This window comes from Streptomyces sp. NPDC033131 (assembly GCF_055578365.1).
On the sequence record NZ_JBVIPA010000017.1, the window covers coordinates 25,291 to 50,493 of the forward strand.

Annotated in this window: 28 protein-coding genes; 11 read left to right on the forward strand and 17 right to left on the reverse strand. The window is 71.6% G+C overall.

What is annotated here, in order from left to right; translation table 11 throughout:
- Positions 1-40: 40 nt before the first annotated feature.
- A complete protein-coding gene (locus tag ACZ5XS_RS22195) occupies positions 41-319 on the reverse strand; it encodes a GlsB/YeaQ/YmgE family stress response membrane protein (protein WP_217235836.1) in 279 nt (92 codons plus the stop codon).
- Between the two features lie 246 nt (positions 320-565).
- On the opposite strand from ACZ5XS_RS22195, the gene ACZ5XS_RS22200 reads away from it, so the two are divergent.
- Together ACZ5XS_RS22200 and ACZ5XS_RS22205 are read left to right on the forward strand one after the other, a co-directional pair.
- Positions 566-1,012: a DUF3099 domain-containing protein gene (locus ACZ5XS_RS22200; protein ID WP_468653829.1), complete on the forward strand. Its 447-nt coding sequence runs from the start codon at positions 566-568 to the stop codon at positions 1,010-1,012.
- A gap of 224 nt (positions 1,013-1,236) precedes the next feature.
- Positions 1,237-1,455 carry a hypothetical protein gene (locus ACZ5XS_RS22205; RefSeq protein ID WP_468653831.1) on the forward strand — a complete coding sequence of 73 codons (219 nt, stop codon included), beginning with the start codon at positions 1,237-1,239 and terminating at the stop codon, positions 1,453-1,455.
- 36 nt (positions 1,456-1,491) lie between these two features.
- Here the strand turns inward: ACZ5XS_RS22205 and moaA are convergent, their stop codons facing one another.
- The 3 genes from moaA to ACZ5XS_RS22220 form a co-directional block, all read right to left on the reverse strand.
- Complete coding sequence (gene moaA, locus ACZ5XS_RS22210; RefSeq protein ID WP_468653833.1) at positions 1,492-2,481, reverse strand: GTP 3',8-cyclase MoaA; 990 nt, start codon at positions 2,479-2,481, stop codon at positions 1,492-1,494.
- A gap of 167 nt (positions 2,482-2,648) precedes the next feature.
- The gene (locus ACZ5XS_RS22215; protein WP_468653835.1) at positions 2,649-4,274 is read right to left on the reverse strand and encodes a solute symporter family protein; all 1,626 of its coding nucleotides are present in this window, start codon (positions 4,272-4,274) and stop codon (positions 2,649-2,651) included.
- Positions 4,271-4,627, reverse strand: a complete 357-nt coding sequence (locus tag ACZ5XS_RS22220; protein ID WP_217235832.1) for a DUF485 domain-containing protein — start codon at positions 4,625-4,627, stop codon at positions 4,271-4,273. Before ACZ5XS_RS22220 ends, ACZ5XS_RS22215 begins: the two co-directional genes overlap by 4 nt.
- A 255-nt stretch (positions 4,628-4,882) precedes the next feature.
- Between ACZ5XS_RS22220 and ACZ5XS_RS22225 the strand changes: the two genes are divergently transcribed.
- Positions 4,883-6,412 carry a S8 family serine peptidase gene (locus ACZ5XS_RS22225; protein WP_468653837.1) on the forward strand — a complete coding sequence of 510 codons (1,530 nt, stop codon included), beginning with the start codon at positions 4,883-4,885 and terminating at the stop codon, positions 6,410-6,412.
- Positions 6,413-6,592: 180 nt separating this feature from the next.
- On the opposite strand, the gene ACZ5XS_RS22230 is transcribed toward ACZ5XS_RS22225, so the two are convergent.
- Positions 6,593-7,099, reverse strand: a complete 507-nt coding sequence (locus ACZ5XS_RS22230; RefSeq protein WP_468653839.1) for a DUF6281 family protein — start codon at positions 7,097-7,099, stop codon at positions 6,593-6,595.
- 96 nt (positions 7,100-7,195) lie between these two features.
- Here ACZ5XS_RS22230 and ACZ5XS_RS22235 point away from each other — a divergent pair, with 96 nt between their 5' ends.
- Complete coding sequence (locus ACZ5XS_RS22235) at positions 7,196-8,203, forward strand: CopD family protein (protein WP_468653841.1); 1,008 nt, start codon at positions 7,196-7,198, stop codon at positions 8,201-8,203.
- 48 nt (positions 8,204-8,251) lie between these two features.
- On the opposite strand, the gene ACZ5XS_RS22240 is transcribed toward ACZ5XS_RS22235, so the two are convergent.
- Together ACZ5XS_RS22240 and ACZ5XS_RS22245 are read right to left on the reverse strand one after the other, a co-directional pair.
- Entirely contained in the window at positions 8,252-8,926 is a 675-nt protein-coding gene (locus tag ACZ5XS_RS22240) for a lysoplasmalogenase (RefSeq protein WP_468653843.1), read from the reverse strand.
- Positions 8,923-9,795 (reverse strand): sterol desaturase family protein, encoded by an 873-nt coding sequence (locus ACZ5XS_RS22245; protein ID WP_468653845.1) that lies wholly within the window; start codon positions 9,793-9,795, stop codon positions 8,923-8,925. Before ACZ5XS_RS22245 ends, ACZ5XS_RS22240 begins: the two co-directional genes overlap by 4 nt.
- 323 nt (positions 9,796-10,118) lie before the next feature.
- On the opposite strand from ACZ5XS_RS22245, the gene ACZ5XS_RS22250 reads away from it, so the two are divergent.
- The 5 genes from ACZ5XS_RS22250 (at position 10,119) to ACZ5XS_RS22270 (ending at position 15,035) form a co-directional block, all read left to right on the forward strand.
- A complete protein-coding gene (locus ACZ5XS_RS22250; RefSeq protein ID WP_468653847.1) occupies positions 10,119-11,105 on the forward strand; it encodes a DEDDh family exonuclease in 987 nt (328 codons plus the stop codon).
- Positions 11,106-11,229: 124 nt separating this feature from the next.
- Positions 11,230-11,463 (forward strand): hypothetical protein, encoded by a 234-nt coding sequence (locus ACZ5XS_RS22255; RefSeq protein WP_217235824.1) that lies wholly within the window; start codon positions 11,230-11,232, stop codon positions 11,461-11,463.
- 71 nt (positions 11,464-11,534) lie between these two features.
- The gene (locus ACZ5XS_RS22260) at positions 11,535-12,329 is read left to right on the forward strand and encodes an SURF1 family cytochrome oxidase biogenesis protein (RefSeq protein ID WP_468653850.1); all 795 of its coding nucleotides are present in this window, start codon (positions 11,535-11,537) and stop codon (positions 12,327-12,329) included.
- 160 nt (positions 12,330-12,489) lie between these two features.
- Positions 12,490-14,274: a glycoside hydrolase family 15 protein gene (locus tag ACZ5XS_RS22265; RefSeq protein WP_468653852.1), complete on the forward strand. Its 1,785-nt coding sequence runs from the start codon at positions 12,490-12,492 to the stop codon at positions 14,272-14,274.
- A gap of 5 nt (positions 14,275-14,279) precedes the next feature.
- Complete coding sequence (locus tag ACZ5XS_RS22270; RefSeq protein ID WP_468653854.1) at positions 14,280-15,035, forward strand: SDR family oxidoreductase; 756 nt, start codon at positions 14,280-14,282, stop codon at positions 15,033-15,035.
- Positions 15,036-15,107: 72 nt separating this feature from the next.
- On the opposite strand, the gene amaP is transcribed toward ACZ5XS_RS22270, so the two are convergent.
- The 5 genes from amaP to ACZ5XS_RS22295 are packed head-to-tail and all read right to left on the reverse strand — an operon-like array spanning position 15,108 to position 17,447.
- Complete coding sequence (gene amaP, locus ACZ5XS_RS22275; RefSeq protein ID WP_468653856.1) at positions 15,108-15,695, reverse strand: alkaline shock response membrane anchor protein AmaP; 588 nt, start codon at positions 15,693-15,695, stop codon at positions 15,108-15,110.
- A complete protein-coding gene (locus ACZ5XS_RS22280; protein ID WP_468653857.1) occupies positions 15,692-16,357 on the reverse strand; it encodes a DUF6286 domain-containing protein in 666 nt (221 codons plus the stop codon). Before ACZ5XS_RS22280 ends, amaP begins: the two co-directional genes overlap by 4 nt.
- Entirely contained in the window at positions 16,354-16,737 is a 384-nt protein-coding gene (locus tag ACZ5XS_RS22285; RefSeq protein ID WP_468653859.1) for an Asp23/Gls24 family envelope stress response protein, read from the reverse strand. Before ACZ5XS_RS22285 ends, ACZ5XS_RS22280 begins: the two co-directional genes overlap by 4 nt.
- On the reverse strand, positions 16,734-16,928 hold the full coding sequence (locus ACZ5XS_RS22290; protein ID WP_468653860.1) for a hypothetical protein: 195 nt from the start codon (positions 16,926-16,928) through the stop codon (positions 16,734-16,736). Before ACZ5XS_RS22290 ends, ACZ5XS_RS22285 begins: the two co-directional genes overlap by 4 nt.
- Before the next feature lie 33 nt (positions 16,929-16,961).
- Positions 16,962-17,447, reverse strand: a complete 486-nt coding sequence (locus ACZ5XS_RS22295) for an Asp23/Gls24 family envelope stress response protein (RefSeq protein WP_217235816.1) — start codon at positions 17,445-17,447, stop codon at positions 16,962-16,964.
- An 89-nt stretch (positions 17,448-17,536) separates the two neighbouring features.
- Here ACZ5XS_RS22295 and ACZ5XS_RS22300 point away from each other — a divergent pair, with 89 nt between their 5' ends.
- The gene (locus ACZ5XS_RS22300) at positions 17,537-18,244 is read left to right on the forward strand and encodes a nucleopolyhedrovirus P10 family protein (protein WP_468653862.1); all 708 of its coding nucleotides are present in this window, start codon (positions 17,537-17,539) and stop codon (positions 18,242-18,244) included.
- A 4-nt stretch (positions 18,245-18,248) separates the two neighbouring features.
- Here ACZ5XS_RS22300 and ACZ5XS_RS22305 read toward each other — a convergent pair whose 3' ends face one another.
- From ACZ5XS_RS22305 to ACZ5XS_RS22315, 3 genes are all read right to left on the reverse strand, one after another.
- Entirely contained in the window at positions 18,249-19,052 is an 804-nt protein-coding gene (locus ACZ5XS_RS22305) for an enoyl-CoA hydratase/isomerase family protein (RefSeq protein ID WP_468653864.1), read from the reverse strand.
- A gap of 117 nt (positions 19,053-19,169) precedes the next feature.
- Positions 19,170-19,391, reverse strand: coding sequence for a helix-turn-helix domain-containing protein (locus tag ACZ5XS_RS22310; protein WP_004002281.1), 222 nt, complete (start codon positions 19,389-19,391; stop codon positions 19,170-19,172).
- Positions 19,392-19,786: 395 nt separating this feature from the next.
- A complete protein-coding gene (locus ACZ5XS_RS22315) occupies positions 19,787-21,385 on the reverse strand; it encodes an ABC-F family ATP-binding cassette domain-containing protein (protein WP_468653866.1) in 1,599 nt (532 codons plus the stop codon).
- 266 nt (positions 21,386-21,651) lie between these two features.
- On the opposite strand from ACZ5XS_RS22315, the gene ACZ5XS_RS22320 reads away from it, so the two are divergent.
- The gene (locus tag ACZ5XS_RS22320; protein WP_468653868.1) at positions 21,652-22,065 is read left to right on the forward strand and encodes a VOC family protein; all 414 of its coding nucleotides are present in this window, start codon (positions 21,652-21,654) and stop codon (positions 22,063-22,065) included.
- A 28-nt stretch (positions 22,066-22,093) separates the two neighbouring features.
- On the opposite strand, the gene ACZ5XS_RS22325 is transcribed toward ACZ5XS_RS22320, so the two are convergent.
- Together ACZ5XS_RS22325 and ACZ5XS_RS22330 are read right to left on the reverse strand one after the other, a co-directional pair.
- The gene (locus tag ACZ5XS_RS22325) at positions 22,094-23,521 is read right to left on the reverse strand and encodes a hypothetical protein (protein WP_468653869.1); all 1,428 of its coding nucleotides are present in this window, start codon (positions 23,519-23,521) and stop codon (positions 22,094-22,096) included.
- Positions 23,522-23,710: 189 nt separating this feature from the next.
- Positions 23,711-24,841 (reverse strand): alpha/beta hydrolase, encoded by a 1,131-nt coding sequence (locus tag ACZ5XS_RS22330; RefSeq protein WP_468653871.1) that lies wholly within the window; start codon positions 24,839-24,841, stop codon positions 23,711-23,713.
- Positions 24,842-25,203: the final 362 nt, after the last annotated feature.

A 25,203-nucleotide genomic window follows, 5' to 3' on the forward strand; every position in this document is an offset into this window, starting at 1 on the left:
CGCCTCCCGCACAGGAGGCGGCCCCTTCGCCGTGCCGCCCTCAGGTTCTCTGCTTGTTGCGGCCCAGCGTCGCCATGTACGCCATGTCGCCCAGGAAGACGATGACGACCGCGGCCACGAGCTGGAACAGATGCCGCAGCCAGTCGATGCCGGAAGTGGCCTCGACGCCGGCCGCACGGGCGATGGCGTTGCCGACGATCGCGCCCAGGATGCCGAAGATGGTGGTCAGCCAGAGAGGGCTGTGCTGCTTGCCCGGGATGATCGCCTTCGCGATCAGACCCAGGACGAATCCCACGATGATGGCCCACAACCAGCCCATGGCTGCCTCCTCGTACGGCTCTAAGTGAGCATTACGCCCAGTGTCGGACGGCTCGCCGTACGTCGCATGCCGGGTGCGGCCGTACGTGCCGCGGCCGAGGACGTTCGTCCAGGTTGGACATGCCCCGCTCTCGTAGGCGGCGCAGGCCCGGCGTACCGTGGATGCTGTCCGGATCGCGTTCCCCGGCCGGGGAACGGACCGGATACGGGGCGGGCGGAGTCGGATGCGGGCGGATGGTGGAATGTGATGCGGAAGCAGCATGGCGGCGGCAACGTCGAGGTGTTCCGGATCACCGGGGCCCGGACGAGCCTCCAGGAAGACGTGCGCGGACGGCAGCGCCGGTACGTCATCTCGATGTCGGTCCGTACGCTCTCGGTGATCCTCGCGGCGACGCTGTGGAACGTGGAACGGCACGTCGCGATCGTCGCGCTGGTGCTCGGGGTGGTATTGCCCTATATCGCCGTGGTGGTCGCCAACGCGGGGCGGGAGAACGCACCGTCGCTCCCGTCGACGTTCGTGGCCGCGCCGACGCGGCCGATGATCACTCCGCCCGGTGCTCAGGACACCTTTACGGAACCCGTCCCGGAAGACGTCCCGGAAGACGTCCCGGAAGACGTCCCGGAAGACGTCCCGGAAGACGTCGTGGCCGATCCGGCGTCGGGCGCACCGAAGGAACCGCGCGAGCGGGCATGATCATGCGCGGCGCCCGAGGGCGGGTCACAAACCGGAAGTCAGGGCGTCGCCAAGCTCAAGAAAAGCTCAGATCAATCATGTTGTTCCGGTGCCGGGCGACGGGTTACCCGTGACATACTTCGTAGGCGCTCCGCATCCCCCGTCGGAGCGACGGACCGACGCCGGGCAGCTCCCCCCGTGGCTGCTCGGCGTCGCCTTTTTCAGCGCATCTGTGAGACGAACCGGTGAGTGAAGAAACCCCGATCTGTTCCGCCAAGGGCTGTCGAGCCGACGCCGTGTGGGTGCTGGCGTGGAACAACCCGAAGCTCCATACGCCGGAGCGGCGCAAGACGTGGCTCGCGTGCGAGGAGCACCGGGAGCACCTGTCACAGTTCCTCGGGGTGCGCGGGTTCCTGAAGGACGTGGTCCTCCTGTCGGAGTGGGAGTCCTCCGAGGCCTCCTAGCCGGCCCCTGGATCCTCCGGCCGGCCGGAGGATCCGCTAGCCGCCGATCGCCGACATCGGCCGGTCCGGCTGCAGGAACGCCGGGTCGTCCAGGCCCGAGCCCGCCTTCTTGCCCCACATGGCCAGACGCCAGATGCGGGCGATCTCCTCGTCGGAAGCGTCGGAGCGCAGGGCGGCGCGCAGGTCGGTCTCCTCCGTGGCGAACAGGCACGTGCGTACCTGGCCGTCGGCCGTCAGGCGGGTCCGGTCGCAGGCCGCGCAGAACGGGCGGGTGACGGAGGCGATGACGCCGACGCGGTGCGGTCCGCCGTTGACGAGCCAGCGTTCGGCGGGGGCCGAGCCGCGCTCGCCGGAGCCCTCTTCGGTGAGGTCGAAGCGGGTGCGCAGGGAGGTCAGGATGTCTCCCGCCGTGATCATGCCGTCGCGCTTCCAGCCGTGCTGGGCGTCGAGGGGCATCTGCTCGATGAAGCGCAGTTCGTAGTCGTGCTCCACCGCCCAGGCCAGCAGGTCCGGGGCCTCGTCCTCGTTCAGTCCCGGCATCAGGACCGTGTTGACCTTGACCGGGGTCAGGCCGGCGTCTCGGGCGGCCTCCAGTCCGGCGATGACGTCCTGGTGGCGGTCGCGGCGGGTGAGGGTTTTGAAGACGTCCGGGCGCAGGGTGTCCAGGGAGACGTTGACCCGGTCCAGGCCGGCCGCCTTCAGGGCGGCGGCGGTGCGCTTGAGGCCGATGCCGTTGGTGGTGAGGGACATCTGAGGGCGCGGCTCGAGGGCGCCGACGCGCTCGACGATGCCGACCAGGCCGGGGCGCAGAAGGGGCTCGCCGCCGGTGAAGCGGACCTCCTCGATGCCGAGGGAGGTGACGGCTATGTCGATGAGCCGCACGATCTCGTCGTCGGTGAGCAGGTCGGGCCTGGCGAGCCACTGCAGGCCCTCCTCGGGCATGCAGTAGGTACAGCGCAGATTGCAGCGGTCGGTCAGCGAGACTCGCAGGTCGGTGGCCACCCGGCCGTAGGTGTCGATGAGCACGTGGGCCCCTCCCCTCGTCGCGGATCAACTGTTCCCGTCTCCTGCGAGCCTACGTGACGGCACTGACAACACCAGAGCCCGATCCCACGAGACGGGGCGCGGCCGCGTCGTAGGGACCTACGACGCGGCCGCTCAGGGGGGATCTCAGTGGATTCCCGCGGGATTCCTCAGTGGGCGCCGGTGCCGGTCAGGGACCGTACCTCCAGCTCCGCGTACTTGGCGGTGTCCGGCTCCTCCTTGGAGAGGACCGTGCCGAGCCAGCCCATCACGAAGCCGAACGGGATCGAGATGATGCCGGGGTTCTTCAGCGGGAACCAGGCGAAGTCGACGTCCGGGAACATGGCCTTGGGATCGCCGGAGACGACGGGCGAGAACAGCACCAGGCCGACGGCGACGATCAGACCGCCGTAGATCGACCACAGGGCGCCCTGGGTGGTGAACCGCTTCCAGAACAGGCTGTAGAGGATCGTCGGCAGGTTGGCGGAGGCCGCGACCGCGAAGGCGAGGGCGACGAGACCGGCGACGTTCAGGTCGCGGGCGAGGGCGCCCAGGAGGATGGAGGCGGCGCCGATGCCGATGGTCGCCAGCCGGGCCGCCCTCATCTCCTGCTTCTCGGTTGCCTTGCCCTTCTTGATGACGTTCGCGTAGATGTCGTGCGCGAAGGACGACGACGACGCGAGGGTGAGGCCGGCGACCACGGCGAGGATCGTCGCGAAGGCGACCGCCGAGATCACGGCGAGCAGGATGGCGCCCCAGGCGGAGTCGACGCCGCCGAGGTGCAGGGCGAGCAGCGGGGCCGCCGTGTTGCCGGACGGGTTGGACGCGATGATCTCTTCCTGCGAGATGAGCGCCGCGGCGCCGAAGCCGAGGGCGATGGTCATCAGGTAGAAGCCGCCGATGATGCCGATGGCCCAGTTCACGGACTTCCGGGCGGCCTTGGCGTTGGGGACCGTGTAGAAGCGGATCAGGATGTGCGGCAGGCCGGCGGTGCCGAGCACCAGGGCGATGCCGAGGGAGATGAAGTCCAGCTTGGTGGTGCCGGTCGCGCCGTACTGGAGACCGGGCTCCAGGAACGCGGTGCCCTTGCCGCTGTTCTCGGCGGCCGTGCCCAGCAGGTCGGAGATGTTGAAGTTGAACTTCAGCAGCACCAGGAAGGTGATCAGGATGGTGCCGCTGATGAGCAGCACGGCCTTGACCATCTGGACCCAGGTGGTGCCCTTCATGCCGCCGATGGAGACGTACACGATCATCAGGACGCCGACGAGGGCGACGATGAGGATCTTGCCGGCGTCGGAGGTGATGCCGAGCAGCAGCGAGACGAGGACGCCCGCGCCCGCCATCTGGGCCAGCAGGTAGAAGATCGAGACGACGATCGTGGAGGTGCCGGCCGCGGTGCGGACCGGGCGCTGGCGCATGCGGTACGCCAGGACGTCACCCATGGTGTAGCGGCCGGAGTTGCGCAGCGGCTCCGCGACGAGGAGCAGCGCCACCAGCCAGGCGACCAGGAAGCCGATGGAGTACAGGAAGCCGTCGTAACCGAACAGGGCGATGGCGCCGGCGATGCCGAGGAAGGACGCGGCCGACATGTAGTCGCCGGAGACGGCGAGGCCGTTCTGGAAGGCGCTGAACTGGCGTCCGCCGGCGTAGAAGTCGGCGGCGTCCTTGGTCTGGCGGCCCGCCCAGACGGTGATGACGAGGGTCGCGACGACGAAGGCCGCGAACAGGGAGATGATCAGCGGCCGGTGCTCGCTGGCCTCCCCCGCCGCGAGGAAGGTCTGCTGTACGGGGCTCATGCGCCGCCCTCCATTCGGGACTTGATGGCCTCGGCCTTGGGGTCGAGCTTCGCGGCGGCGTGCCGCGAGTACCACCAGGCGATGAGGAAGGTGGTGAGGAACTGGGCGATGCCGAAGATGAAGGCGATGTTGATGTTGCCGAAGACCTTGGTGCCCATGAAGTCGCCCGCGTAGTTGGACAGCAGGACGTACAGCAGGTACCAGGCGATGAAGCCGACGGTCAGCGGAAAGGCGAAGGAGCGGTAGGAGCGGCGCAGTTCACCGAACTCCGCGCTCTCCGCCACCTCGGTGAACTCCTCGGGTGAGGGGAGTTTGTGTTGCTCCTTCGAGGGGGGCGGTGCGTCGGTGGCCACGGAGTCTCCTCGCGTTGCGGATGCGGTTGTTACGGGGATCGGGGGCGAGTGTCCTCGCGTTCCCTGCCCAAGGTCACGGCGGCGCGCAAGCCCCGGTTCAACAACGCGGGCTTCTTTCGGAAGTCACCTCTGGTAAGTCATTGCTGGCCAGTGACTTCGGGAGATAGCTTCGGGCCTGCAACACTCGTCATGTACCTGCCCGAGCGCCACCTGTGCCTCGGGCCGGTTTCGTTTTCCGGATGATGTGGAGACCCCATGCCTCATCTGCGTTCCAGACGCCGCCTTGCCCTTGCCGTGCCCGTCGCGCTGTCTCTGACGGCCTCGCTGGGCTTCCTGCCCGTGGCCGCGTCGGCCGCCCCGCAGGCGGAGACCTCCGCTCAGGCGGTGGACGCGCCCAACCTGGCGTACGTCGTCAACACCAAGCTGGACCGCCGCACGATCGAAGCGGTGAAGAAGGCGGTGCCCGTGGCCGGCGGCACCGTCGTGACCACGTACGAGAAGATCGGCGTGATCGTCGTCCACTCGTCGAACCCGGACTTCGGCAAGGAGATACGCCGGGTGCGCGGGGTGCAGTCGGCGGGTGCCACCCGCACCACGCCGCTGACCGCCGCCGGCTCGACCGACGAGGGTTCGGCGCAGTTCCTGTCGAAGGAGCAGGCCGCGAAGGTCGAGAGCGCGTCCGCGGCGGCGCCCGACAGCGAGCCCCTCGAGGCCGACCAGTGGGACCTCCGGGCGATCGGCGCCGACAAGGCCGCGAAGATCAACCCGGGCAGCCGCAAGGTGACCGTCGCCGTGATCGACACCGGCGTCGACGACACCCACCCGGACCTCGCCCCGAACTTCTCCGCGTCCCAGTCGGCCAACTGTGTCGGCGGCGTGGCGGACACCAGCGAGGGCGCCTGGCGCCCGTACACCGCGGACGACTACCACGGCACGCACGTGGCCGGTGAGATAGCCGCGGCCCGCAACGGCATCGGTGTCGCCGGTGTCGCTCCGGGCGTCAAGGTTTCCGGCATCAAGGTGAGCGACCCGGACAACGGCCTCTTCTACCCGGAGAGCGTCGTGTGCGCCTTCGTGTTCGCCGCCGACCACGGTGTCGAGATCACCAACAACAGCTACTACGTTGATCCGTGGCTGTACAACTGCATGGACGACCCCGACCAGCGGGCCATCGTCGATGCGGTCAACAGGGCACAGCTGTACGCCCAGCACAAGGGTCTGCTCAACGTCGCGTCGGCGGGCAACTCCAACCACGACCTGGACTCCGACGCGATCGTGGACGACTCCAGCCCCGACGACTCCACGCCGGTCGAGCGGACCATCGACCCGCACGAGTGCTTCGACGTGCCGACGCAGCTGCCGGGTGTCGTCACGGTCAGCGCGACGGGCGTCCAGAACCTCAAGTCGTACTACTCCACGTACGGCAAGGGCGTCATCGACGTCGCCGCGCCGGGCGGCGACCGGCTCTACCAGATCCCGGACACGCCGTCGAAGAACGGCCGCATCCTGTCCACCATGCCGAACGGCCAGTACGCCTTCCTCCAGGGCACGTCGATGGCTTCTCCGCACGCCGCGGGTGTCGCCGCGCTGCTGAAGTCGACGCACCCGAAGGCGACACCGGCCCAGCTCCAGGCGCTGCTCAAGGCGCAGGCGGACGCCACCGCCTGCCCGGAGTCGTACGACCAGGACGGGAACGGCACGCAGGACGCGGTGTGCAAGGGCGGCAAGCACGTCAACGGCTTCTACGGGCACGGCATCGTCAACGCCCTGCGCGCGGTGGAATAGCCCGAACTCCCGAACCGGGCGGCGCGGCCTCGACGGGCCGCGCCGCCCGGTGTTGTCAGGCCGAGTGTGTTCTGCGCATCGTCTCCTCCAGGCCGACGGGTGCCCGGCGGACCTTGCCGTGCCGTACCGGCTTCAGGAGCAGGCCTGGCCGGTGCGGGGCGGTGACGCCCCGCACCGGTGTCAGGATCCGTCGATCAGTTTCCGCACCTCGGGCGGCAGTTCCTTGTTCGCGTGGACGGCGACGAGTCGCGCGTCCGCAGGCGGGTCCCCGACCGCGATGGCCACCTCGGCCGGGACGCCGTCCAGCTCGTAGGCCGTCATCGTGCCCGCCGACAGGGTCTCGTCCTGGCCGCCGGTGTCGTCGCACGCCGGGTGGGTGGCGGTGCCCAGCTTCCCGCCTGCCTTGAACCTCACGTCCGCGACGTCCTCGTGGGCGCGTGAGCGCCGGCCGCCGCCGAGTCGGGGGCACGTACGGTCGGCGCCGGCCAAGTGGCTGATGAATGAGGTCGGCCGTGGCCTGCCTGGACGAGATGTACGCCGGGCCGGACGAGTGGCCGGCCCAGACCGACCGTGCGCCCGGGCGGCTGCGGTACGCCCTGCCGCCGGTCTCCTTCGAGGGCGGCCCGGCCGACTGGACACGGCGCCGGGGCCCTGGGGAGCGGACGCGCCGCGCCGGAGCTGAGTCACGGTCGGGCCGCAAACGTATCGATGAGCGGAATGCCGTACGTCCCCGTTGTATGCCTGGACTTGCCCTGCTCCATGACGGCTGGTGAAGATCTCGAGGTGACCTTGCCAAGACCCACGCCCGGCGTGTCCGGCGCGACCGAGCCCGCGCGGCGCCCCGGGACCGGCCGGGCCGTCGCCGTCCTGGTCCTGGTGCTGCTGGCCGCGCTGGTGCCGCTGCTCGGGCCGTCCACCGCGCTGCACGACACCGGAGAGGCCGCCGCACCCGGCGTCGGCGCTGTCGCGCTGCTGCGCACCGTGCTGTTCGGGGCCCTGTGCGTGCCGGTGGGCGAGTTGTTCGTACGCCGGCTGCTCCGTGGCGTGCCCGGCGCTCCGGAAGCCGCACCCCGCGGCTGGGCCCCGTACGCGGCAGCCGCCGGTTTCGTCGCCGCACTGGGACTCGCGTCGATCGTGGCGACGGGGAACGCGGTGCCGGGCAGCATCGCCGAGATCGACGTCGGCGGCCTCTACGAGTCGCGGGACGGGAAGCTCGCCCTGGTGGAGGTCAACGGGTTCCTCGCCGCCGGGCTGTGCGCGCTCTCGGCGCGGCCGGCGACGCAGGTGTGGCCGCTGGCCGCGGTGGTCGTCGCCGAGGCCCTGCGCGCGCATCCCACCACCGAACAGAGCCCGCTGGTCGGCTCCGGGCTGACGCTGGTGCATCTGACGTGCGCGGCGCTGTGGGCGGGTGGTCTGCTCTACGCGCTGCGGATGCTGCGGTGCTGGGGGCCCTCGGAAGCGGGCGTGGCGTTGTTGGGCCTCTACGCGCGCGTGGCGGCCGTTCTGCTCGCCGCCATCACGGCGACCGGGGTGGCCAGTTCGCTGCGCCGCATGCCTGCGGAGACGATCCTGGAGCAGCTGACGACGACGGCGTACGGACGCGTCCTGCTGGCCAAGGTGCTCCTCGTGGCCGCCGTCGCCGCGCTCGCCCTGTGGGCGCGGATCCGGCTCGGCCGGGCCGCCGACCCGCTGACCGCCTGCTCGCCCGCGCGCGCGGAGGTCGTCGCGCTGGGCGTGGTGGTCGCGGTGTCGGGGCTGCTGACGGCGTTGCCGGTGCCGATCCGCTGGTGAGGCTCTCGCGGTCCGGGAGCCTCAGCCGGTGATCGACCGCGGGTGCGCTCAAGGGGCGGGCGAGCGCACGTCGCCGTACGCCGTCACCGGTGCCGGACGCGTGTCGTGGGCACCGAGTGTGCCGGAGGTGAGGAGGAGTTGCGCGGCGATGTAGGTGAGCATGATCCACAGGTCGGGTCGCGGCGGCTGGGGCCAGTCGGCGACGCCGGTGGCGATCAGGGTGTCGGACAGCAGGAAGAGCGCACCGCCGAGGCCGGCGAGGAGGCCGAGGCGGGTCGCTGCCGCGTACGCCATGGCCGTGAGCAGGAGGCTGTAGCCGGCGACGGGAACGCGGAGGTCTGCGGGCAGGTCCGGCCAGAGCGAGGCCACGGTGGCGAGCAGGGCGGTGGCGTAGACGGGGACGAGCAGGCCGCCACGCGCGCGTGCGTCGCCGTATGCCTGGAAGAGGGCGAGATAGCAGAGGTGGCCGGCCGCGAAGGAGGCCATGCCGGCGAGGAAGGCCGGCTCGGCGTCGAACAGCAGCAGGACGTCGCCGCCCCAGCCGAAGACGAGAGCGGCGAGCAGGAGGCGGGGGGCGCCGTGTGATGCCGCGTACGCGGCCAGGAGGGGCATCAGCAGCGGCTTGGCGACGGTGTGCCCGGGGCCGAACCCCAGGCCGAGGCAGACGAGATCCGCGGCGACGACGAGCGCGAAGGCGGCGAACAGGACTCGGCGAACGGTCACGCGACCACGGTTTCCCCGGCCGCTTCCGGCACGGGCGCGGGCGCCGGCTGCCACCCGGGTCCCCGGAACACCCGCCCGGCGCGCTCGCGCCAACCGGCCGCCGCCTTCACGTCCTTGACGATGGCGACGTACTCATGAGTGGCCACCTTGAGCGGGTTGAACGTGTCGATGTTCTTGGTCAACCCGTAGACGGGCCGCACGGTCTCGGCGACGAATGATCCGAAGAGCCGGTCCCAGACGATGAGGATGCCGCCGAAGTTGCGGTCCAGATAGCCGCCCTGGGAAGCATGGTGCACCCGGTGGTGCGACGGCGTGTTGAAGACGTACTCGAACCAGCGGGGCATCCTGTCGATCCGCTCGGTGTGGATCCAGAACTGGTAGACGAGGTTCGCGGAGGAGCAGAACGCGAGGGCGGCCGGGTGCACGCCGAGGGCTATGAGGGGGACGTAGAACGGCCAGACGGTCAGCGAGGTCCAGGGCTGGCGCAGGGCGGTGGTGAGGTTGAACCTGCGGCTGGAGTGGTGGACGACGTGGCAGGCCCACAGGATGCGGATGACGTGGTGTCCGCGGTGTGACCAGTAGTAGAAGAAGTCCTGGGCGAGCAGCATCAAAGGGACGGTCCACCCCAGTACGGGCACCCGCACTGGGGTGAGTTCGTACACCGCCGTGTAGACGGCGACGATCGGGATCTTCCACAGGAAGTCGAAGGCCAGGCTCCCGAGTCCCATGCCGACGCTCGTGGCGGCGTCCTTGGCCTCGTAGCCTGCCGCGTCCTCGTCGGGATGGAGGCGGACGCTGATCATCTCGATCAAAGTGAGCAGCACGAAGGCGGGGATCGACCACAGCACGACATCGGGCAGGTTCGGCATGAGGGCACCGTAGAACCGCTGGTCGGCCGCGGCTAGACGTTGTTACCCACAAGTATTACCGACGGTACGCGCTTGCTTTATGGCGATCTCCACCAAGGGGCCCGCGGTGGAGACGACGCCGTCGTCATGCGTGGGTTCGGTCACAGTCGGAGGATCGCACCCCGGGCCGCACGCGCCCCGTGCCGACGCGGACCGACGCCGAGGACCGGGGAGGGGACCAAACCGTCCATCGGGGAAGGGAATTCGGCCTTGCTCGAACAGCCGAACCCGACAACGCACCTGTGGACGGGGGCTGTCAGTCGCGACCCGTATCCTCAGGGACCATGCTCGAAGACCGCACGAGGGCAGCGTCCTCCCCCACCGCCTGGCCGGCCGCGTATCCGAAGGGATACGCGGTCGTTGACGTGGAGACCACCGGCCTGGCCCGGGACGACCGGATAATCTCCGCGGGCGTCTACCGTCTGGACGAGCGCGGCGAGGTCGAGGACCACTGGTACACGCTCGTCAACCCGCAGCGGGACCCGGGCCCCGTGTGGATCCACGGCCTGACGAGTGACGTGCTGGAGGGCGCTCCCCTCTTCCAGGAGATCGCCGAGGAGTTCTCGGCCCGCCTGGACGGCCGGGTGCTCGTCGCGCACAACGCGGTCTTCGACTGGCAGATGATCGCGCGCGAGTACGCGCGCGCGGAGCGCGAGGCGCCGGTGCGGCAGCGGCTGTGCACCATCGCGCTCTCCAAGGAGCTGGCCCTGCCGCTGCCCAACTACAAGCTGGAGGCCCTGGCGGCACACTTCGGCGTCGTACAGCAGCGGGCGCATCATGCCCTCGATGACGCGCGCGTCCTCGCGGAGGCGTTCCGGCCGAGCCTGAGGGCCGCGGCGGCGGGTGGCGTACGGCTGCCGCTGCACGAGTGCCGGCCGCTGACCGAGTGGACGGACCGGGCCGTGCCCCGGCAGCAGCCGGCGGGCTACGGAAGCTATCGGCCAACCAGTTGGCGCCCCGCCCGCAGAAGGCCGGCGTGCCCCTATCCCAACCCAGGGCGATACGAAGCGGGCAAGAGGCTCAAACAGGGCATGCGGGTCGCCTTCTCCGGGGACACGTCGACCGAGCGCGACCTGCTGGAGGACCGCGCGACCGAGGCCGGGCTGCATGTCGCGACGAGTCTGTCCCGGCTGACCAGCCTCCTCGTCACCAACGACCCGGACTCGGGCACGTCGAAGGTGGTGAAGGCCCGTCAGTTCGGGACGCCGGTGGTGGACGAGGCGGCGTTCGGGCAGCTCCTCGGTGACGTCGAAGCGGCGTCGGAGGGATGACCGTACGAAACGGCGCTCGGCGACCGGGCGGCGGCCCGGCAGCGACCGTACGGACGGGTGATTGCCGCGCGACTCGCCCGGCAACCGCTCGCCCGCGCCGCGCCGAGCGCTCACCCTGTGGCCCATGGCGACTTGCGAAGTTTGCGGCAATAACTACGGAATGACCTTCGAGGTGCACGCCCAGGGCTCGGTGCACGTCTTCGACTGCTTCGCCTGTGCGATCCACCGCATGGCCCCGATCTGCGAGCACTGCCGGGTGCAGATCATCGGGCAGGGCGTCGAGGTCGAGGGTCACTGGTTCTGCGGCGCCCACTGCGCCCGCGCGGAGGGCAAGGTGGGCATCGTCGACAAGGTCTGAGCCGGCCCCCGGAAGCCCTGCTTCCGGTACCCGCCTCCGTGCGCCCCACGACCCGGTTGTACGGTCGTGGGGTGTACCGCTTCCTGTTGTCCCGGCAGTGGGTGATCCTCACGCTGGTCGCCCTCCTATTGATCCCCACGATGATCAGGCTGGGTATCTGGCAGATGCACCGCTACGAGGAGCGCACCGCCCGGAACCAGCTGGTCTCCGCCGCGCTCTCCGCCGACCCTGTGCCCGTGGAGCGGCTGACCTCCCCCGGTCACACCGTCACCACCGGCGAGCGGTACCACAACGTGACGGCGAAGGGCCGCTTCGACACCGACGACGAGGTCGTCGTCCGCCGCCGCACCAACTCCGACGACGAGGTCGGCTACCACGTCCTGACCCCGTTCGTCCTCACGGACGGCAGGGTGCTGCTGGTCAACCGCGGCTGGATCCCCGCGAACGGCCCGAGCCAGACCGCGTTCCCGAAGATCCCCGCACCGCCGGGCGGCCGGATCACCGTCACCGGGCGGCTCATGCCCGACGAGACGACCGCGGCGAGTGGCATCAAGGACCTCAAGGGCCTGCCGGACCGGCAGATCATGCTGATCAACAGTGCGCAGGAAGCGCGCCGCCTCGGCGCCCAGGTGCTCGGCGGCTATGTCGTGCAGACGGCGCCCGAGCCGAAGGGCGACACCCCGGAGCTGATCGGCAGCCCGGGGAGCGAGGACGCGGCGCTGAACTACGCGTACGCCATCCAGTGGTGGCTGTTCGCGGCCGGCGTGCCGGTCGGCTGGGTCGTCCTGGTCCGGCGGGAACGGCGCGACCGGCAGGCGGCGCAGGCCGAGCGGACCACGACGGAGTCGGAGCCGGCGACGGTGTAACCGCCTCACCGGTGCGGCGGCCGCACACGGGTGAGGCAGCCGCCCGCGCGGCCGCCTCACCCGTGTGGCCCGTACGGCCCCTTCCCGGTGCGGCCGCCCGGCTTCACCCACCCGGCCCCGCCCCGGATTGCCACCCCTGGTGCCCGGGAACCCGCACTGCGTGCACCCCCGTATCGAGGACTACGCCCTCATCGGCGACGAACAGACCGCCGCCCTGGTCGGCCTGGACGGCTCCGTCGACTGGCTCTGCCTGCCCCGCTTCGACTCCGCGGCCTGCTTCGCCAAGCTCCTCGGAAACGAGGACAACGGCCACTGGCGGATCGCCCCCAAGGGCGCCGACCGGTGCACGAGGCGCGCATACCGCCCCGACACCCTCGTCCTGGACACCGACTGGGAGACCCACGAGGGCCGCGTGCGCGTCACCGACCTGATGCCGCAGCGCCACCGCGCCCCCGACGTCGTACGCGTCGTGGAGGGGCTCGGCGGCCGGGTCACCCTGCGCAGCACCCTGCGGCTGCGCTTCGACTACGGCTCGGTCGTGCCGTGGATGCGCCGGTCCGACGGGCATCGAGTGGCCGTCGCCGGACCGGACTCGGCGTGGCTGCGCAGCGAGCCACCCGTCCACACCTGGGGGGAGGACCTCGGTACGCACTCGGAGTTCACCGTCGAGGAGGGCGAGAAGGTCGCGTTCGTGCTCACCTGGCACCCCTCGCACGAGCCGCGTCCGCCGCTCGTCGACCCGTACGAGTCGCTGGAGCACAGCGTCGCCGACTGGCGGGCGTGGGCGGCGCGCTGCCGCTACGAGGGGCCGCACCGGGACGCCGTGGTGCGCTCCCTGATCACGCTGAAGGCACTCACCTACGCGCCGACCGGCGGCATCGTGGCCGCGGCCACGACCTCACTGCCCGAGGAGCTGGGCGGGGTGCGCAACTGGGACTACCGCTTCTGCTGGCTGCGCGACTCCACCCTCACCCTGAGCGCCCTGCTGTCGTGCGGCTACCAGGAGGAGGCCGAGGCCTGGCGGGACTGGCTGCTGCGGGCGGTCGCCGGCGACCCGGCGGACCTCCAGATCATGTACGGCCTCGCGGGCGAGCGGCGGCTGCCCGAGTTCGAGCTGCCGTGGCTGTCCGGGTTCGCCGGCTCCCGTCCCGTACGGATCGGCAACGAGGCCGTGAAACAGCTTCAGCTGGACGTGTACGGCGAGGTCATGGACACGCTGTCGCTGGCCCGGCGGGCGGGTCTGCACGTCAAGCCGCACATGTGGTCCATGCAGAGCGTCCTGCTGGAGTTCCTCCGCAAGTCGTGGCGGCAGCCGGACGAGGGGTTGTGGGAGGTGCGCGGCGGCCGCCGCGACTTCGTGCACTCGAAGGTGATGGTGTGGGTGGCCGCCGACCGTGCCGTGCGCGCCATGGAGGACTTCCCGCAGCTCCGCGGCGACCTGGACGGCTGGCGCGCACTGCGTGACGAGGTGCACAGCGAGGTGTGCGAGAAGGGATACGACCCGGAACGGAACACCTTCACGCAGTACTTCGGCTCGCGCGAACTCGACGCCGCGCTGCTGCTCATCCCGCGCGTCGGCTTCCTGCCGCCCGACGACCCGCGCGTCATCGGCACCATCGACGCGGTCCGCGACGAACTGGGGCACGGCGGGCTCGTCCACCGCTACAGCGCCGAGGAGTCGGCCGTCGACGGGCTGCCCGGCGGCGAGGGCACCTTCCTCGCATGTTCCTTCTGGCTCGCGGACGCACTGCACATGACGGGCCGTACGAAGGAGGCCCGGGAGCTGTTCGAACGGCTGGTGGGTCTCGCCAACGACGTGGGGCTGCTGTCCGAGGAGTACGACCCGGTGGCCGGCATGCAGCTCGGCAACTTCCCGCAGGCGTTCAGCCACATCGGACTGGTGAACACCGCCCTCGCCCTGTTCGGGGACGAGCGGGCAGGATAGGGGCCATGGATCTTGGACTGAAGAACCGGGTGTACGTCGTCACCGGGGCCACCCGCGGCCTCGGCAACGCCGCCGCGCGCGAGCTGGTCGCCGACGGCGCGAAGGTGGTCGTCACGGGCCGGAGTGAGAAGAGCGCCGCCGACGCGGCGGCCGCGCTGGGCCCGAACGCGGTCGGTGTGGCCGCGGACAACGCCGACCCTCAGGTGGCCGCCCGGCTGATCGCCGCCGCGCGCGAGCACTTCGGCGGCTTCGACGGCATCCTCGTCAGCGTCGGCGGGCCGGCGCCCGGCTTCGTCGCCGACACCACGGACGAGCAGTGGCAGACGGCGTTCGAGTCGGTGTTCCTCGGCGCGGTACGGCTCGCGCGGGAGGCGGCGGGTGAGCTGGACGCCGGAGGTGTCATCGGGTTCGTGCTGTCCGGGTCGGTGCACGAACCGATCCCGGGCCTGACGATCTCGAACGGGCTGCGGCCGGGGCTGGCCGGCTTCGCCAAATCCCTCGCCGACGAGCTGGGACCGCGCGGCATCCGGGTGGTCGGACTGCTTCCGGCCCGCATCGACACGGACCGTGTGCGCGAACTGGACGGTCTGTCGGCCGACCCCGAGGCGACCCGGGCGGCGAACGAGTCGCGGATTCCGTTGCGGCGGTACGGGAGGCCGGAGGAGTTCGGGCGCACGGCGGCGTTCTTGCTGTCACCCGCCGCGTCCTATCTGACCGGGGTCATGCTGCCGGTCGACGGGGGCATGCGGCACGGGTTCTGAGCCGTCCAGGGGTCCGGTGGGCGCTGGTCGCGCCCACGCGGGCCCTTCCGGCCTCTCACCTCACCCCTTCTGTCAACTCACCCTTTCCGCATGGTGCTTGACGCCCTTCAGCCGCACCTCCGCCGGAAGGGACGCCAGGCCCGCCGAGTGCCGGGCGTGGGCGAGCGCCTGGTCGGTGAAGTCGTGCAGGGCCGTCGCGGGGTCCACCTGCGGTTCCAGCCGGAGTCGTGCGCGGGCCTCCGGGGCGCTCGACCGGCCCGTCAGCCGGGCCTGGGCGTGGGCGACGCCGTCCAGTTCGCCCGCCTGGCCCGCCAGTACGCCCTCCAGGGCACGCCCGCGCAGCAGCGCGCCCGCGCCGTCGCCGGTGTCGACGAGCACCTCGGAGAGCCGGTGCCTGCGCAGGACGGCGGTCAGCCGCCACAGGGCGAGCAGCACCAGGACGGCGAGGACGGCGAGCACGACCGGCCACCACCAGTCGGCGTCCCGCCACCGGGTGCGCTCGGCTTCGCTCAGCAGGACGTCGTGCCGGTCTTGGTGGATCCACCACGAGGGCGCCGGGGCGCCCAGTCCCACGGCGAGGACGGAACCCCCGACGACGACCAGCACGAGGCCGACCACGCCGAGCAGTACCCGGTTGAGGGTCCTGAGCACCGTACTCACCCCTTCCGTCCGGGCCGCACCACGTGCACCGACAGGGTGGGCGGCCGGGACAGGCCCAGCCCCCTGACGGCCTCGGCGAGGGTTGCTTCCAGGTCCGCGCGGACGTCGTCCTGTTCGCGGAAGTGGGAGACCGCGCGGACGTCGGCGCGGGTTCGGCGCATCCGCACCCGGACCGACTGCACTCCGGCGACCTCCATGGCCCGGTCGCGCAGGACCATGGCCGCCGCCTCCCGGTGCAGCCCGGCGCGTACGTCGGCGTGGGGCCGCCGCATCGGCAGCACCGCCCGCAGGCCGGGCGTCACCGCCAGCACGATCAGCCACAGGCCGAGGGCCGCGGCGACGCCCGCGCCGACGAGCACCCAGATGTCGTCGAGGGGCCGCTCGGCGAGCTGCCTGGCCAGATCCCGGCGCCAGGCCAGGGCGTCCCGGCCGGCTCGCACCGCGGCGATGTCGTACAGGAAGGCGCCCGCGACGACCAGGAGCAGCAGCGCCACGATTCCGGCCGGCACCCGGCGTGCCGACCAGAACCGCCCACTGCTCCCGGCCCCGCCCGAGTCGTCGGCCGGCGCAGGTGGAGCCTCGTACTCCCCGCCTGTGCCGGCCGCCTTCTCCAGGACCGGCAGTCGTTGTGTGGTGCCCTCGGAGCCGTGGGGCTCGCTCATCGCGTCCTCCCCTTTGCCGCGCCGTGTGCCGTCACCGGATGCAGCCGTTCCACCTGGACGACGACCTCCGGCACCTTCATGCCCACCAACGCGCCTACCCGCTCCACGACATGACGACGCACCCGGCGGCACTGCGATCCGATGTCGCAGGGATAGCCGAGTTCGAGGTGCAGGCGGATCCGGGCGGTCTCGTGGCCGACGACGACGGTGGCGGACGGCGGCGAGGCGTCCTCGGGCAGTTCGCCCAGCGCCTCCCGCGCCGCCTGCGCGGCGATCTTCGAGACGACCCGGTCGGCGATCCGGGTCGCCCCGCGCTCGCCCGGCGGGACGACGGCCAGGGGTCTGCGGAGCTCACCGGCCCCGCTGCTCACGGACGTCACCGCCGCCCGTCACGCCGGTTGTCGCGGCTACGGAAGAAGTCGCCGAAGTCCAGGTCCCCCTCGAGGAACCGGCCGACGACGAAACCGATGGCGCCCAGGGCCGCCACCAGCAGGAAGGCGCCGAACCCGCCGAAGTATCCGGCGAAGCCCAGTGCCATGCCGGCGATCATCCCGACCACGGCCATGCTCATGGTGTCTCCGTTCGGTTCCCGGTCGTCGGCACGTCACTGAAGCCGGGACTCGGGCTCTTCTTCCTCTTCGTCCGGCAGTTTCACGTCGCTCACCGCGATGTTGACCTCGACGACTTCGAGGCCGGTCATCCGCTCCACCGCCGCGATGACGTTCTCCCGCACCGCCTGGGCCACATCGGCGATCGCCACGCCGTACTCGACGACGATCTCCAGGTCGAGCGCGGTCTGCACCTCGCCGACCTCGACCTTGACCCCACGGGTCACCGACTTCGCCCCGCCGGGGACCCGGTCCCGCACCGCTCCGAAAGTGCGGCTGAGCCCGCTGCCCATCGCGTGCACACCGACCACGTCGCGGGCCGCCATCCCGGCGATCTTCTCCACGACTCCGTCGGCGATCGTCGTCCGTCCCCGGCCGGCCGGGTCCCCGCCGCCGCGTTTGACGGCCTTGCGGGCCTGCACCGGCGACTCGGTCTCGCCCTCGGAGCTCTGCGTCCGGTTCCGCTCCGTCATGTCGCTCATGGCCGTACGTCCCTTCCGGTTCCGTCGCTCTTCGACCACGGTAAGCCGGGTTGCGCGATCGCGCGCCGGGGATGCGGCAGGCTGGAGTAATGACGGCGGACCGGTTGACACAGGCGGTACGACAGCGGCTGCGGCTCGGCAGGCTCCTTCCCCTGGGCGGCCCGCGCGACGGCGCGTGGATCTCCGAGGAGGCGGCGGAGGCGGTGCTCATGCGCGCGGCACGGGACCTGCCCGGCGTACGTCCGGGCCCGCTGCGGATCGGGCTCGCCGACCCGGAGGACACGCACGAGCCCGCCGTGCAGCCGCCACCGAGCGCGCTGCCGCCCGGTCCGCTGCGCGTGACGGCGGACTTCGCGGCCACGGTGTCCGAGCCGCTGCCGGCGACGGCGGCCCGGGTACGCGCGCTGCTGGCGGGCGCGGCGGCGGAGCTCGGCCTGGCGGTGGCGGAGGTGGACCTGAGGGTGACGGGCGTGCTGGGCGAGGAGGCCGAGGCCTCCCCGGTACGACGGTCCGAACCGGCGCGCGCTGTCGAGGCCGGCGCCGGTGACGAGGGCCGCGCGGGCGCCGCCGCACTGGCCGTCCCGGGCGTGCTCCATCTGACGGGCCTGCTGGGCCGGCCGGTGCACGTCGAGGAGGGGCAGGGCGAGAACACTCTGCCGCGCCGCCATGTGCGGGTCGAAGTGGCGGTGCGCGCGGACCACCCGGCCCTGGACGTGGCCCGGGAGGTCCGCGCGAAGGTGGAGCAGGCGCTGGCGGATCGTCCGACGGTGGCGGTGCTGGTGACCGCGGTCGGCTGAGGGCCTATTCGCCGGCGCCGGCCAGGTCGCGCAGCCGGCGTGCCTGCGCGGCCCGTTCGGCGGCGCGCTGGGCTTCGTAGTCCCGGTCCTGGGCGCCGCACAGCAGCGCCTTGGTCTCGATGACCGCGTCCCGGGGCGCGGCCAGCAGAGCCGCGGCCAGGTCGCGTACCGCGCCGTCGAGCTGGTCCACGGGCACGGCGGCGTTGGCCAGTCCGGTGTTCACGGCCTCCTCGGCGTGCACGAACCGGCCGGTCGCGCAGATCTCCAGGGCCCGGGCATAGCCCACCAGGCCGACGAGCGGGTGCGTGCCGGTCAGGTCCGGCACCAGCCCCAGGCTGGTCTCGCGCATGGCGAACTGCACGTCGTCGGCGACGACGCGCAGGTCACAGGCGAGCGCGAGCTGGAAGCCCGCGCCGATGGCGTGGCCCTGGACGGCGGCGATGGACACGACGTCATTACGCCGCCACCAGGTGAAGCCCTCCTGGAACCCGGCGATGGCGCCGTCGAGTTCGGCGTCGCCACTGCGCGCGAGATCCATGAAGGACGGCTCGCCCTCGATCCCCTCGGGCGTGAACATCTGCCGGTCGAGCCCGGCGGAGAAGGACTTGCCCTCACCGCGCAGCACGACCACTCGGACGGAGCCCGGCAGCGACCTCCCGGCCTCCGCCAACGCCCGCCACAGAGCGGGATGTTGGGCGTTGCGCTTGGCCGGGTTGGTCAGTGTCACCGTGGCGAGCGCGTCGTCCACGGTGAGCCGTACGCCGTCCTTGTCGAGCAGGGGAACGAGTTCCTGGTCGGGCGAAGCCATGGGGCGCCTCCGATGAGTGCGGTCAACAGAGCGATGCTAAGTGACTGCACAGTAACCACCCGGCCGATCAGCCGACCGACCGGGTGGTCACCATCGAAGCCGATGATCCACCCGGGTTCAGGACGAGGCGGCCTTCTTGCCCCGCGTCGCCCCGCCACGCCCACGAAGCGTGACGCCCGACTCGCTGAGCATCCGGTGGACGAAGCCATACGAGCGGCCGGTTTCCTCGGCCAGCGCTCGAATGCTCGCACCGGAGTCGTACTTCTTCTTCAGGTCTGCCGCGAGCTTGTCGCGCGCGGCGCCGGTTACCCGGCTGCCCTTCTTCAGAGTCTCGGCCACCCGTGCCTCCTCATGGGAAGTGCGCTCTGGTCTCCTCATGATCACCCCTCCGGGCCGACATGGCCACCCATTCGGCAAGGTCCGTGAGACACGGTTTTGACGACAGGAGCACGTCGCCACAAGCGGAATCTGTGATTCCACGCGGCGATGTTCGTACCGCCGAACGGGTTCTTTCGCGAAGTACCAGGTCAGGGACGCACGACGGCCGAGCCCTTGTCGATAAAGGACTCGGCCGTGAAATCGGTGTAGGACACACCTCGGTACGAGGAGATCTCACACCAATGATGGATCACCGATGGGCCGAATGATCCAGACGCAGTGGATCACGTCTTCGATCAAGCGTTCCCGACCCGTCCCGGTCCTCGGGCGGGGGTTCGGGGAGGTGCGGGGAGGACTCAGGCGAGGGCGACGAGGTCCGCGTAGTCCGCGCCCCAGAGGTCCTCGACACCGTCGGGCAGCAGGATGATCCGCTCCGGCTGGAGCGCCTCGACGGCGCCCTCGTCGTGGGTGACGAGGACGACGGCGCCCTTGTAGGTCTGCAGGGCGCCGAGGATCTCCTCGCGGCTGGCCGGGTCGAGGTTGTTCGTCGGCTCGTCGAGGAGGAGGACGTTCGCGGACGAGACGACCAGGGTCGCGAGCGCCAGGCGGGTCTTCTCACCGCCGGAGAGGACACCGGCCGGCTTGTCGACGTCGTCGCCGGAGAACAGGAACGAGCCGAGCGTCTTGCGGACCTGCACCAGGTCCAGGTCGGGGGCGGCGGAGCGCATGTTCTCCAGGACCGTGCGCTCCGGGTCGAGGGTCTCGTGCTCCTGCGCGTAGTAGCCGAGCTTGAGGCCGTGACCCTCGATGACCTCGCCGGTGTCCGGCTTCTCGACACCGCCGAGCAGCTTCAGGAGGGTCGTCTTCCCGGCGCCGTTGAGGCCGAGGATGACGACGCGCGAGCCCTTGTCGATCGCCAGGTCGACGTCGGTGAAGATCTCCAGGGAGCCGTACGACTTCGACAGGCCCTCCGCCATGAGCGGGGTCTTGCCGCACGGAGAGGGCTCGGGGAAGCGCAGCTTGGCGACCTTGTCGGACTTCCGCTCGGCTTCCAGGCCGGCCAGCAGCTTGTCGGCGCGCCGGGCCATGTTCTGCGCGGCGACGGTCTTGGTGGCCTTGGCGCGCATCTTGTCGGCCTGGGAATGCAGCGTGGCGGCCTTCTTCTCGGCGTTCTGCCGCTCGCGCTTGCGGCGCTTCTCGTCGGCCTCGCGCTGCTGCTGGTAGAGCTTCCAGCCCATGTTGTAGATGTCGATCTGGGCGCGGTTGGCGTCCAGGTAGAACACCTTGTTGACGACCGTCTCGACCAGCTCCACGTCGTGGGAGATCACGACGAAGCCGCCGCGGTAGGTCTTCAGGTAGTCGCGGAGCCAGACGATCGAGTCGGCGTCGAGGTGGTTCGTGGGCTCGTCCAGGAGCAGGGTGTCCGCGTCCGAGAACAGGATGCGGGCCAGCTCGATACGGCGGCGCTGACCGCCGGAGAGCGTATGGAGGGGCTGGCCGAGCACGCGGTCGGGCAGGTTGAGCGCGGCGGCGATGGTCGCGGCCTCCGCCTCGGCGGAGTACCCGCCCTTGGTGAGGAACTCGGTCTCCTGGCGCTCGTACTGCCGCATCGCCTTCTCGCGCGTCGCACCGCTGCCGTTGGCGATGCGCTGCTCGTTCTCGCGCATCTTGCGGATCAGGGTGTCCAGGCCGCGGGCGGACAGGATGCGGTCGCCGGCGAGCTGGTCGAGGTCGCCGGTGCGCGGGTCCTGCGGGAGGTAGCCGACCTCGCCGGAGCGGGTGATGGTGCCGGCGGCGGGGACGCCCTGACCTGCGAGGCACTTGGTGAGGGTGGTCTTGCCGGCGCCGTTGCGACCGACCAGACCGATGCGGTCGCCCTTGGCGATGCGGAAGGTGGCGGACTCGATGAGGATGCGGGAACCGGCGCGCAGCTCGATACCGGAGGCGGAGATCACGGACAGACTCCAGGGCGGATGGGGTGACGGGCAGGGCGGCTGAGGACGTTCCCGCCGTCTAATGCGCGAGGAGAATGGCCATGGGGCCAGTCTAACGGTGCCGTGCAACCACTTTTTCTGCGTATGGCCGTTCGAGCCGCCTGCCGGGTCGCCGGCCAGGCTGTGGCGTCGGCGGCGGACGCCGCTCGCGGGGGCGTTGTCAGTGGTCGCTGCCAGACTGGGCGGCAGGTGAGGTTTCCGGCGGGGATCACAGAGGAGTGATCGACATGGCAGGAACGAACGGCGGGCGGCCCAGCATCTTCCCGACCCTGCTGTACGCGGACGCGAAAGCGGCGATCCGGCAGCTCACGGAGGCGCTCGGCTTCACGGAGCTGTCGGTGTACGAGGGGGAGGACGGTTCGGTGCTGCACGCCGAGCTGGTGCAGGGCAACGGCGGGGTGATGATCGGCTCGAAGGGCCGCGGCGGCGTCTTCGACACGGCGATGAAGGGCGCGGGCCCGAGCGGGGTGTACATCGTCGTGGACGACGTCGACGCACACCACCGGCGTGCCGTGGATCACGGCGCGGAGATCCTGATGCCCCCGACCGACCAGGACTACGGCTCACGGGACTACATGGCCCGGGACGCCGAGGGCAACATCTGGAGTTTCGGCACCTACGCCCCCGAGATGGACGCCTGACGGCGGACGGGCGCCGGCAGACCCGGGCTCAGCTTCCTCCGGTGTGCACCTGGAAGGCCGCCCGGCGTACCGCCTTGGCCAGGGCCGGGTCGGGGTGCGCGGCGGCGAGCGCGACCAGGACCTGCACGGTGCGGGGGTGACCGACGGCACGCACCTCGTCGAGCAGCATGGGGACGGTCGGCTGCACCGCGGACTCCAGGTGCCGCACCAGCATCGGGGCCTCGCCGTGGTCGGCGACGGCGGCGGCGGTGTCGACCCACAGCCAGGTGGCCTCTTCCCGGGTGAGGACCTCGTGCGCGTCCTCCGGGTCGATGCCGTCGTGCTCGGCCAGCCAGAGCAGGGCGTAGGGCCGCAGGGTGGGCTCGTCGGCCACGGAGCGGACGTCCGGCTCGGCGGGGGCGCCGACGACGCGCAGCGCCTCGAAGGCCAGGCCGCGCAACAGGGCGTCCTCGCCGCGGGCGGCGCCGAGCAGCTCGGTGACGGCGCTGCCGACGGGGCGGGCGGCGAGCCAGGCGCGGTACTCGGCGCGGGCCGCGTTCGGGCGCAGCTGGGCACAGCCCCGGAGCATGTCCTCGGCCGCCTGCTCGATGTTCCCGGCGGGGCTCTGGGCGGCGACGCAGATCTGCTCCAGCTTGACCCAGACCGCCCAGTTGCCGAGCGGGGTGAGCGTGGCCTGCCCGTCTCCGTAGGTGAGCGCACCGACGGAGGCGAGGGCGCGCAGGGCCCAGTCGAGGAGAGGGGAGAGCGGGGCGTCGGTGGGCTCCGGCGGGGCCGGGGGCGACGGGGGCGACGGTACCGCCACGGGTACCGGCTGCGGGCCGTACGGGATCTCGCAGCGCTCGGTGCGCAGTTCGGTGACCCGCTGCTCCAGGAGGTCGAGGAGCTGCTCGACGGGGACGGGCCCGGCGGACAGCTGGAGGAAGGAGAGCACCTGGGGCATCGCCGAGACGACCTCGGCGACGGCGGCCGCCTCGTGGCCGGCCGGTTCCGGGCAGGCGAGCGACCAGGCGTCGAAGAGGGCGACCCAGCCGCGCAGCACGGCGCTGTCGTCACGGTCCCAGGCACGCAGCCGCCAGCCGGGGCGGGCGGTGCCGCCGTGCACCTCGACCAGGCCGGCGAGACGGGCGGTGTCCCAGTCGGCGCGGACCTGAGCCGCGGTCAGGCCCAGGTCCGCGGCGGCCCGTTCGGCGGTCTCGCCGGAGAGAGTGCCCTTGCCGTCGGGGTTCGCGCCGTCCCGGCCGGGGCGCAGCGCGGCGTCCGCCCAGTGGGCGACGCGGGCGGCGGGGGCCAGGCCGGAGCGCGCCATTCTGGCCAGTTCCGCTGGGGCCGGGGTGCCTTCCGGCGGGCGGGGCGCGGGGCGGCGCGGGCGCCGCTGGTTCACAGCTGTGGGGGCGGCGGCCAGGGGTCGCGGGCGGACGAGTCGGAGCCTGGAGTCGCGCGGGATACGGGACGTCACGGGTGCAGTCTTCCGGTTGACGGTCCGAAAACCCAAACGGAATGGCACGGAGGCCTTCGGGGAGGGCCGACGCCGGGCCCTCGCGGGCGGCCGGAGGCCGAGATCAGGCCAGTGGTACGGCGTTAAACGGAACCGGCGGGACCAGCGGCGGAGGGCGGCGGAGGGGAGGGGGCGTGATGAGGCGTCGGGTCACATCAGTGGTGTCAGGAAGCGGCGCAGTGCTTCTTCGTAGGCCTTCGGGTCGGCGTTCCACATGGCCGCGTGGGACGCCCGGCGGACCGTGTGGAGGGCGACCCGGCCGGAGTGGGTCGCGGCGAGGCGGCGGGAGTGTTCCCAGGGGGCCACCGTGTCGTCCGGGCCGTGGAAGAGGAGAGTCGGCGGCATGTCGAGCCGTCCGGGGGTCGCGGCGGCGTCGAGGCGGTCGCCGTACAGGCCGGTGCGGCCCTGCGCGGCGCGTACCGCGAGCGGCAGCAGGGCGCTCGGGGTACGGCGGGCCGAGGCGAGGGCGCGCAGGGTCGCCTCCCAGCTGAGGACCGGGGAGTCCAGGACGAGGCCCGAGATCCGCTCCCGCAGCCCCGAGCGCGTGGCGGCGCGCAGCGCCATCGTGGCGCCGGTGGACCAGCCGTGCAGGACGAGCTGCCGGGCGCCGTTGCCGAGGGCGTAACGCATCGCCGCGTCCAGGTCGCGCCACTCGGTCTCGCCGAAGTGGTTCAGGCCGTCCGGTGGGCGGGGGGCGCCGAGGTCGCCGCGGTAAGCGAGGGCGAGCACCGGGAAGCGGTGGCGGTGCAGGAACTCCATGAGGTTCATGGACTGTTCGCGGGTGGCGCCGAGTCCGTGCACCGCGATCACCCAGGTGCCGCGCATGCCGGGCACGAACCAGGCGGGCAGGGCGCCGAGTTCACCGGGGACGTCGATGTCGGCGTGGTCCAGGCCGAGGGCGGTACGGGGGTCGCCGACGTACACGTTCGGGGTGAGCCGGACCTTGTCGCCGGGTTTCAGGGTGCCGTGCGTGACGCGTTCCAGACGGCGTACGACGGTGTCGGCCGTGTGGGATTCCGTACCGAGAACGGGGCCGACGACCGCGTGCGAGCCGTCGCCGGCGAGGCCGTGGACGCCGGGGCGCAGCGCGGCCAGGTCGCGGGTGAGGGCGACACGGCCGGCCGCCGTCGCGTGCACGGTGAGTTGGGGTTCCATGGGCAGGGGGCGGCCCGGCGGCGCCTTGAGCGCGGCGTCGCCGGCGATCCGGCCGACGGCGATCCCGGCGGCGCCGGCGGCCAGGGCTGCGGTGACGGCGACGGCCGTCGCTGTGACAGTGCGCACCCGCCCAGTGTCCTGTCGGACCTCGCCGACGGCCAGTGGGGGGCGGGCCGGGGGCTCACCCCGGCGAATGGGGTGGCTCTTCCGCGGGCCGGGGTGGCTCGCGGCGGCGGGCGACTCTTCCACGGGCATGGCATGGCTCACCCCGGCAGGTGGGCCGACTCCTCCGCAGACCGGGGATGGCTCACCCCAGCAGATGCGGTGACCCCCTGGCAGGCCGACGCCGCTCACCCGGCAGATGCGGTGACTCCCCCGGCCCACATAACTCACCCGGCAGGTGGGCCGACTCCTCCGCAGACCGGGGATGGCTCACCCCAGCAGATGCGGTGACCCCCTGGCAGGCCGACGCCGCTCACCCGGCAGAT